This window comes from Vibrio mytili, assembly GCF_000830505.1.
GTDB classification, from domain to species: domain Bacteria; phylum Pseudomonadota; class Gammaproteobacteria; order Enterobacterales; family Vibrionaceae; genus Vibrio; species Vibrio mytili.
Window position 1 is genome coordinate 1 of sequence record NZ_JXOK01000095.1, and the last position, 8,320, is coordinate 8,320.

Sequence of the window (8,320 nt, forward strand, 5' to 3'; positions counted from 1 at the left end):
TCCCATTTGCACAAAGGAATCACAAGACGTATGGATGCCTTTAGACGCTGCAAAAGAAATAGTCAAGTCACAAGGATATAAGGTGAAAAAATTTAAAAAAACGAGCACAGGATGTTATGAACTCTATGGATATGACAGCAACGGTAAGAGAGCCGAAATCTATTACAATCCAGTAGATATGTCAGTAGTTGAAGAGAATGAAGATGAAGACTAAATTAACGCATTGGGATCCCGTAGTAAAAGTGACCCACTGGGCAGTAGCGACACTGTTTCTGCTGAATTTCTTCGTGACCAAGGCAGGTAGTAACATTCATCAATACATTGGATATACCTTAGTGGGCACCGTTGTTATAAGATTGGTTTGGGGGTGTATATCCCCACCACCTGCGCGACTGACATCATTTCTGCCTTCCATACCCAAAGCAATTAAGCACCTTAAAGAGGTAATAGAGACAAATACGGATGTCCATCCAGGACATAATCCAGCAGGAGCCATCATGATTTGGTGTATGTGGGGTGGTCTCATTGTCGCTGGTATTTCCGGGTTTATGATGGAAACAGATAGATATTGGGGGGAAGATTGGGTCGAAATAGTTCATAATAGCGCAGTGAATATAACCTTCGTTTGTATTTGCATTCATATCTTCGCTGTTGTCGTTATGAGCAAAATAACGAATCAGTCCTACCTCCGTAACATGCTCCCGAAACGCTTCAAAAGGTGATTTGTCTTTGAGTTCTAATAAGTACTACTAAGGTAAACTCGCCTTAATAGAATATGAACGAGTATATACTCTGAGTTGTTTTTAGGCATTTCCGTTTTATCTCTTTCAACCAACTAAAACAATGCACATAGAAACGATTAGTTGGCGAGTACTATCCGCACAACCCCTTCAACTTTAACCTTCCCTACGCATAAAAAAGCCAGAGCAGGCTCTGGCTTTTAAGTTTGATTAAAGAGAACAAGGCAAACTACAACTTATCGACAATTGCCCAAACAGCACCCAGCACATCTTGGCCGAACGCAACGCTGCGCTCTGGCGACCAACCATAGAACTCATCGGGATGCGCGATATGATCTTTGAATGGCATTTCGACGGTGTACGACAAACACTGGAATTGGTGATTGACCCAATTAGAGCCTACGGTCAAGTTAGCCTCGCCCGGTTTGTCTTTGTCGTAGCCAATTTCATCTTGAAACTCAGGTGATATCGTCAACAGTGCTTGTTTAAACGCATTTTCCAAATCTTGCATCTGCGCATCGTAACCCGGCACGCCTTCACTACCAGCAACAAAGTTGTACGGGATCGCTTCATCACCGTGGATATCAAGAAACATGTCCATGCCAGTCGCCAACATACGCTCGCGTACTAGGTAAACTTCTGGGCTTTTTTCCATGCTTGGCGTTTGCCATTCTCGGTTAAGGTTGACACCCATCGCATTGGTGCGCAGGTGGCCACGAATACTGCCATCTGGGTTCATATTTGGCACGACATAAAACACCGCCTTATCCAACAATGCGCGACCAAGCGTATCAGTGTTATCAAGTAGACGTTGCAACAATCCTTCGATAAACCACTCAGCCATGGTTTCGCCAGGATGTTGACGCCCGATGATCCAAATCTTCTTTTTGCCTTCCTCAGACTCACCAATGGTCAGGAGACTCATGTCATTTCCGTCTAAAGTATGACCCAATGTTTCGAGTTTCACGAAATGACTCATTTGTGCCTGATGCAGTAGATCTTGATGACGTTCGTACGAATATGGCGCAAAGTAGGCAAAATACATCGAGCCAAATTCAGGAATTACGTTGAAGCGTAATGTGTCTCCATCAAATTCAGCAGGAATACGAAACCACTCTTCGCGGTCATAGGAGGCCACAACGTCATAGTCTTTCCATCCCTCGGGATAGGCAGATTTCGCCAAGTTCAGCAATTTAAATTGATGCTGGACTTGCGGTTCACTTTCAAGGCGAAAATGAAACCATTGGGCAAAATCTGACTGATTATCGGCTGGAATTGACAGCTGTATATCTTCAGGGGATGTCGCTTTTTCAATTTGAATGTTGCCACTTTCAAAATTGCTGAATATTTTCATAAGAATTCACTTGTTTTCATAACAGATGGGAGGTTGAGAATAGCTAAAACTTAACAGTAAGCACACTAAGTTGAAAGCTGACTTTAACGCCACTCAAACCATCAAAAAACCGCTGATAGTAAGCTAATGCAGTTTAGCCATTAAAAACGTTAAAAATCATTCTTTTTTGCGTTTATTTAGGTCCGTTAATACTGACCCATTCGCAAATGTTTTTTGTTTAACCTCATTTTTGCAATCATAGTTTTTAAATTTTTATTTACATTTAATATTCATTTTGCGCTCAATAATTTGACATAAATCACATATTAATCCACGCTAGATCTCGTTTGTCTATGAATACATATGAATTTAATCGACCGTATGAATTAAGGAGCATTCATGAGGCTATTCGCCGTCTTACTCATGTTGATAGGGTTAGCACTTGCGGCAGGAGGAACTTGGTTAGTCTCGCTTGGAGGTAGCTTTTACTTCATCTTAGCGGGAGCCGCTCTACTTCTCACTTGTTTTTTTCTGTTCACTGAACGACGTATCTTCGCCAATTACATCTATGCGATGTTTTTACTTGGTACCGTTATTTGGGCATTAATGGACGCTGGTTTCGACTGGTGGCCACTTTCCTCTCGAATGGGCATTCCTTTGCTCGCTGCAATTCCTTTATTAGTTGGCTATCGTCAATCAAATCCTTACTCGGCGGGATGTTTATTTGTCATCTGGGTAGCAAGTAGCTTGATTACCTTGGGCTCGCTTGCCAACACCACGCATGACATCAACGGCCAACTGCCGACCAAAACCGTCAACGCCACTCCAAGCATGGGAGGTATTGCTGACGACGCTTGGACCAGTTATGGACGCAGTAACTATGGTCAGCGCTATTCTCCTCTTAGCCAAATCACCACCCAAAATGTCACACACTTAAGCGAAGCGTGGCGAGTTGAAACTGGCGATAAAAAAGGCCCTAAGGATGTCACGGAAACCACCTATCAAGCAACGCCGCTAAAACTGGGTAGTACCTTGTATTTGTGTACGCCGCATAACTGGTTGGTAGCACTGGATGCCGATACGGGCGCTAAACGCTGGGTCTATGACGCCAAAGTGCCCACCGAAAGTCAGCGTCAACATCAAACCTGCCGCGGTGTCTCTTACCTACCAGCAAGCGACTCAAGCAGCATGGATTTAACCATTCCTGCCAACGCCAAAGCGAACTTGCATACTCAAGATTTAGCGCCAGTGCAATGTGACGCGCGACTATTCTTACCCACATCCGATGCGCGTTTGATCGCCATTGATCCGAAAACGGGGGCTCGTTGTAGCAATTTTGCCAAAGATGGCGTGCTGGATTTAATGCAACATATGCCATTTAAGCAAGCGGGCTATTATTACTCAACCTCTCCGCCGATTGTCACCCAAGGACTTGTAGTCGTCGCAGGCTCTGTAAATGACAACTATGACATCAACTCGCCATCTGGGGTGATTCGTGCTTTTGATGCACAAAGCGGTAAGCTGATGTGGAACTGGGATTCGGCAAATCCAAGCGATACATCTCCGCTTAAAGAAGGGGAAACCTATACCGTTAGCTCTCCTAACAGTTGGTCGGTCGCTAGCGCCGATGACAAACTCGGACTGATCTACTTCCCGATGGGCAACCGCACGCCAGATCAGCTTGGTATGTATCGAAACCCTGCCGAGGAAAAGTACTCAAGCTCTGTGGTGGCATTAGATGCAAAAACCGGACAGGCAAAATGGGTTCAGCAGTTCGTGCATCATGACCTTTGGGATATGGACACACCAGCGCAGCCAGTATTGGTCGATTTAACTATCGATGGCAACACTATCCCGGCCTTGGTTCAAGCCACTAAGCAAGGGGATGTGTATGTGCTAAACCGAGCCACTGGTGAACCTATTTTACCAATTAGCGAACAACCAGCACCACAAGGCACCATCGCTGGCGATTTCGCCTCTAAAACGCAGCCTAGTTCAGCGCTGAGCTTTAACCCGCCGACATTAACCGAAAGCGATATGTGGGGGGCTTCTCTGATCGATCAGATGATCTGTCGTATTAAGTTCAAACAACTGCGTTATGAAGGCCGCTATACGCCGCCATCCAAACAAGGGTCAATCGTTTATCCAGGTAACTTTGGTGTGTTTAACTGGGGTAGCGTGGCCGTCGATCCTAAACGCCAAGTGATGTTTGGTATGCCGCTGCGCTTTGCGTTTGTTTCCACCATTGTCGACAAAGATAGTGACAAGTATTCCTCAAACGAAGTGAATACAGGCGAGCACGGCGTCAACGAGAACAAAGGCGCGCCATACGCTGTTGAACTCAGCCCGTTTATGTCACCGCTTGGCGTGCCATGTCAGCAGCCACCGTGGGGCTTTGTTGCTGGTGCCGATCTCAGCACTGGTAATGTAGCTTGGCAGCATAAAAACGGCACTATTGAAGATATGACACCACTGCCGCTGCCGATCAAAATGGGTGTTCCTGGCATTGGTGGTCCTATCATCACCGGTGGTGGAGTCGCATTTATGGGTGCGGCGATGGATAACTATATTCGTGGTTATGACTTAACCAGTGGTCAAGAGCTATGGAAATCACGTCTACCCGCAGGTGGGCAAGCAACACCGATGACTTATCTCAACAGCCAAGGTCAGCAGATGGTGGTCATCGTCGCTGGTGGTCACGGCTCGATAGGCACCAAAACCGGTGACTATGTCCTTGCCTATCAATTAGCCAAGTAGATATGTATGTTCTCATACACTAGGTTAAAAATTTAAAAAGCAGTCTGAGGCCACCTTCGGGTGGCCTTTTTATTGACCTCAACATAAGCAAAGCCTTACCCCATAAGGGATTACCCACCAAATTTTTCAATTCTGCTCTTTAATTAACCCTCATTGCGTCTATTAAAGCTCAGGCATTTCGTATTCCTCTTAGTGACTCGCAAACCAAAAGTGTTTTTTGAGAATACTTAAAGGCAAACTATAACTCATCGAATAACATCACTATTCCCACTGGCGGAGAGTCATTAACAAGCAGATTATATTGTTCTAGGGTTGGTTAAAACCAACACTGTTGCTGACGACGTGAGTGCAGAGGCAGGTTGACGACAGAAAAAAGAGAGGCTGACCATTTGCTAAAGTATGTCCGCCTCTCTTTTTTAATCACTCACTTCTTAGTTTTTAGAAAGGATCGCTTTCTTCACGCTTGGCCCCACCACAACCGCAACGGTCAGAGCAACCAGAACCAGGCTAGTGGTATTGTCAAACAGGATGCTCCAGTCACCGCCACCAATCAACAATGCTAGGCGCAGGTTCTCTTCGGCGAAGCCCCCCAAAATCAGGCCTAGAACGACCGGCGGCAGTGGGAACTTAAACTTATCCATCGCATAACCAATCAGTCCGAACCCTAGCATCAAATAGACATCAAACATACGCTCGTTGATAGAATAAACCCCGATGAACATCAGCACCATAATGATAGAACCAAGCACCGGACGCGGTAGTTTTAGTAATTTTGCGAAACTATTGGTCGCCAGAGTTCCGCCAAGGAATATCAGCAGAATTGCACCAAATAAGAATTGCCACATAAAGCCGAACACGATGTCTGGGTTGTCGCGGAACAACATAGGGCCTGGCTGTAGTCCGTGCACCAACAGGCCACCTAGCATAACAGCCGCCACAGCCGTTCCCGGAATGCCTAAGGTTAAAGCCGGGATCAGCGCAGACGCCGTATCCGCATTATTGGCGGTTTCAGAGGCTGCTACGCCTTCAGGCTCACCATGCCCCCAAGTTTCTGGGGTTTTACTCACCCGGCGCGCTTCATTGTAAGACATGAATGCCGCCATTGAGCCACCAGCCCCCGGCAGAATGCCAATACAGATACCGATAAACGAAGATCGCAACCAAGTGAGCCAGAATCTGACCATTTTTGGTGCTGAGCGCAGAATTGACTCGGTTTGTAACGAGCTATTCATAGCTTTGCTTTTCAGCGGAGTTTCCAGCAAATCAATCACTGGGGGCAATGCGTATAGACCCACCAACAGGATTACGATATTGATCCCGTCGACCAACTCTAGGTAACCAAAGGTAAAACGATCTTCACCGGAAATTGGGTCCACCCCAACCATAGAAACAACGACACCAAAACAAGCAGCAATCAAGCCTTTGAGTGGGTCTTCTCCCAATAAGAATATAATGCTGCACAGGCCAAATACCGCAACCCAGAACACCTCTGACGGACCAAACAACAAGGTTACTTTTGCCAGCGGTGGAGCAAGCAGCATTAGGGCCAGAGCACTCGCAATCCCCCCGATAGCCGATGAGATTACCGCAACCTGAAGGGCAAAGCCCCCCTTTCCTTTCTGCGCCATCGGATAGCCGTCAAAACTGGTTGCTACTGCGGCTGGTGTACCAGGGATTCTCAGCAATACCGCTGGAATAGCCCCTCCATACATCGCACCGTTATAAATACCAGCCATCAGACCAAGTGCCACCAAAGGATCAAGACCGAAGGTAAACGGGACCAAGACCGAGATCGCCATAGTTGCACTAAGGCCAGGCATGGCGCCAACTGCAATACCAGCCAAAACACCGATAATAATGGCCAGAAAGTTGCTCATTGACAATACGTTGGGTAACGCAGACAGTAATTCGTGATACATAGTCAGTAATCCTTAAAACAGCCAACCAGCAGGAAATTGCTTCGACATTGCAACGCTGAATACCAAGTAGATTAACGCAACAAAGATCACCGTCGACGCGGCTAGGACCTTTCTACTTCGGCAACCAAAGAAATATGACAGCGCCGGAACAAAAACAATTATGGTGGGATAAAAGCCAACCCATTGGATCGAAACGACCAAAAGTAAAACCGCTAATAAGGCACTAAATACGCGTTTTGGTGATTTTAAAACCGTGTCGTCCTTACTATTTTCTTGCCATGATTTTTTAATTTGAACTATTAATGATAATCCCGAAAAAACAATTAATAACATCAGCATTGCTCGAGGCAACATGCCAGCTTCTGAGCTCAACTCCAAAGCTGGCTTCAACAAACCACACGCGGCAATAATAATCATCACATAAACAAGTGATATAGGTTTTAACATTGGTTTTAATAGCGTTTGCGTGATCGTACTCATGAACACCCCCGTGTTACTACAGCTGTATAATGTGAGTCTCTCGACTCACATGGTGTGTATTTTTAGCACTAAATATCCGTCCTAAAATTTATTTCCAAGGTGTTTTTTCCCAAACGTCTTGAGCAAGTTTTAACGTTTCGGCATTGAGTTCTTTAAAGTCGTCACCTAAAGAAACTGATACGGGGTTAGCCGTTGATTTCATTTTAGCTAGAAACTCTGGATCCTTAGCTAGTTTGGCAAAAGCATCCAACAATTTGGTTTTCACATCTTCAGGCAAACCAGCTGGAGCTACAAAACCACGCATAGCACCATTGATGAAGTTGACACCTTGTTCTTTAAAGGTCGCAATGGAAGGATCAAACTCTGAACGCTCACTTTGAGACAGACCAATAATATTCAGTTCATCTTTAAATTCAGTAACTTCAGAAATATTCAATACCGCCGCTTTCACATGACCACCCAGTACTGCAGTACGTGCCGCTGACGACCCTTTAAACGGAATGATATTGAAATTAGTGTCAGTCAAACTTTCAAACTTGATCAAACCAAGGTGATCATCCCCACCCAAGCTGGACATACCGATAGGCATCGGACGGGAAGCCCCCTTCACTGTCTCAATAAGCTTTTGCAAGCTGTCGATGTTGCCTTTTTTTGAGGTCACAATCACGTTGGGATCGTTGACGATATTGGCAAGGAACGTGAAGCTGTCGGCACTATAATTGGCATCACGATCTAGCGTGCGCGCCATCATACCTGGCAGGTTATACGTACCAATGGTGTAACCGTCAGGGTCTGAGTGTGCAACTTCGGTGATACCGATTTGCCCACTGGCTCCTGGCATATTTTTCACTACAATGGTTGCATCATCGCCAAGATATTTTTCTAGAAAAGGGGCCACATTGCGTGCCATCACATCGGTGCCGCCACCAGCAGAAAAGCCCACAACTAAAGTGATGGGTTTATCAGGGTAGTTAGCCATTGCTAGTGTAGAGGTAAGACAAAATATGCCAGTAGTTACGGATTTAAATATTGAGTTAAACATGCGTTTCTCCATTTAATTATATTTATAGTAATTATTAATAATCAAACCC

Annotated in this window: 7 protein-coding genes; 3 read left to right on the plus strand and 4 right to left on the minus strand. The window is 45.5% G+C overall.

Annotated elements, in window-relative coordinates; translation table 11 throughout:
• Window positions 1-214, plus strand: a 214-nt coding sequence (locus SU60_RS20935) for a PepSY domain-containing protein (RefSeq protein ID WP_041157221.1), incomplete at its 5' end; no start/stop codon positions are given.
• Entirely contained in the window at window positions 204-722 is a 519-nt protein-coding gene (locus tag SU60_RS20940; protein ID WP_041157222.1) for a cytochrome b/b6 domain-containing protein, read from the plus strand. The genes SU60_RS20935 and SU60_RS20940, both read left to right, overlap by 11 nt.
• 247 nt (window positions 723-969) lie before the next feature.
• Here the strand turns inward: SU60_RS20940 and SU60_RS20945 are convergent, their stop codons facing one another.
• Window positions 970-2,094 carry a M14 family metallopeptidase gene (locus SU60_RS20945; protein WP_041157223.1) on the minus strand — a complete coding sequence of 375 codons (1,125 nt, stop codon included), beginning with the start codon at window positions 2,092-2,094 and terminating at the stop codon, window positions 970-972.
• 378 nt (window positions 2,095-2,472) lie between these two features.
• Between SU60_RS20945 and SU60_RS20950 the strand changes: the two genes are divergently transcribed.
• The gene (locus tag SU60_RS20950; protein ID WP_041157224.1) at window positions 2,473-4,830 is read left to right on the plus strand and encodes a glucose/quinate/shikimate family membrane-bound PQQ-dependent dehydrogenase; all 2,358 of its coding nucleotides are present in this window, start codon (window positions 2,473-2,475) and stop codon (window positions 4,828-4,830) included.
• 431 nt (window positions 4,831-5,261) lie between these two features.
• Here the strand turns inward: SU60_RS20950 and SU60_RS20955 are convergent, their stop codons facing one another.
• From SU60_RS20955 to SU60_RS20965, 3 genes are all read right to left on the minus strand, one after another.
• The gene (locus SU60_RS20955; protein ID WP_041157225.1) at window positions 5,262-6,749 is read right to left on the minus strand and encodes a tripartite tricarboxylate transporter permease; all 1,488 of its coding nucleotides are present in this window, start codon (window positions 6,747-6,749) and stop codon (window positions 5,262-5,264) included.
• Window positions 6,750-6,761: 12 nt separating this feature from the next.
• Window positions 6,762-7,229, minus strand: a complete 468-nt coding sequence (locus tag SU60_RS20960) for a tripartite tricarboxylate transporter TctB family protein (protein ID WP_041157226.1) — start codon at window positions 7,227-7,229, stop codon at window positions 6,762-6,764.
• 88 nt (window positions 7,230-7,317) lie between these two features.
• Entirely contained in the window at window positions 7,318-8,271 is a 954-nt protein-coding gene (locus SU60_RS20965; protein WP_041157227.1) for a tripartite tricarboxylate transporter substrate binding protein, read from the minus strand.
• Window positions 8,272-8,320 lie beyond the last annotated feature (49 nt).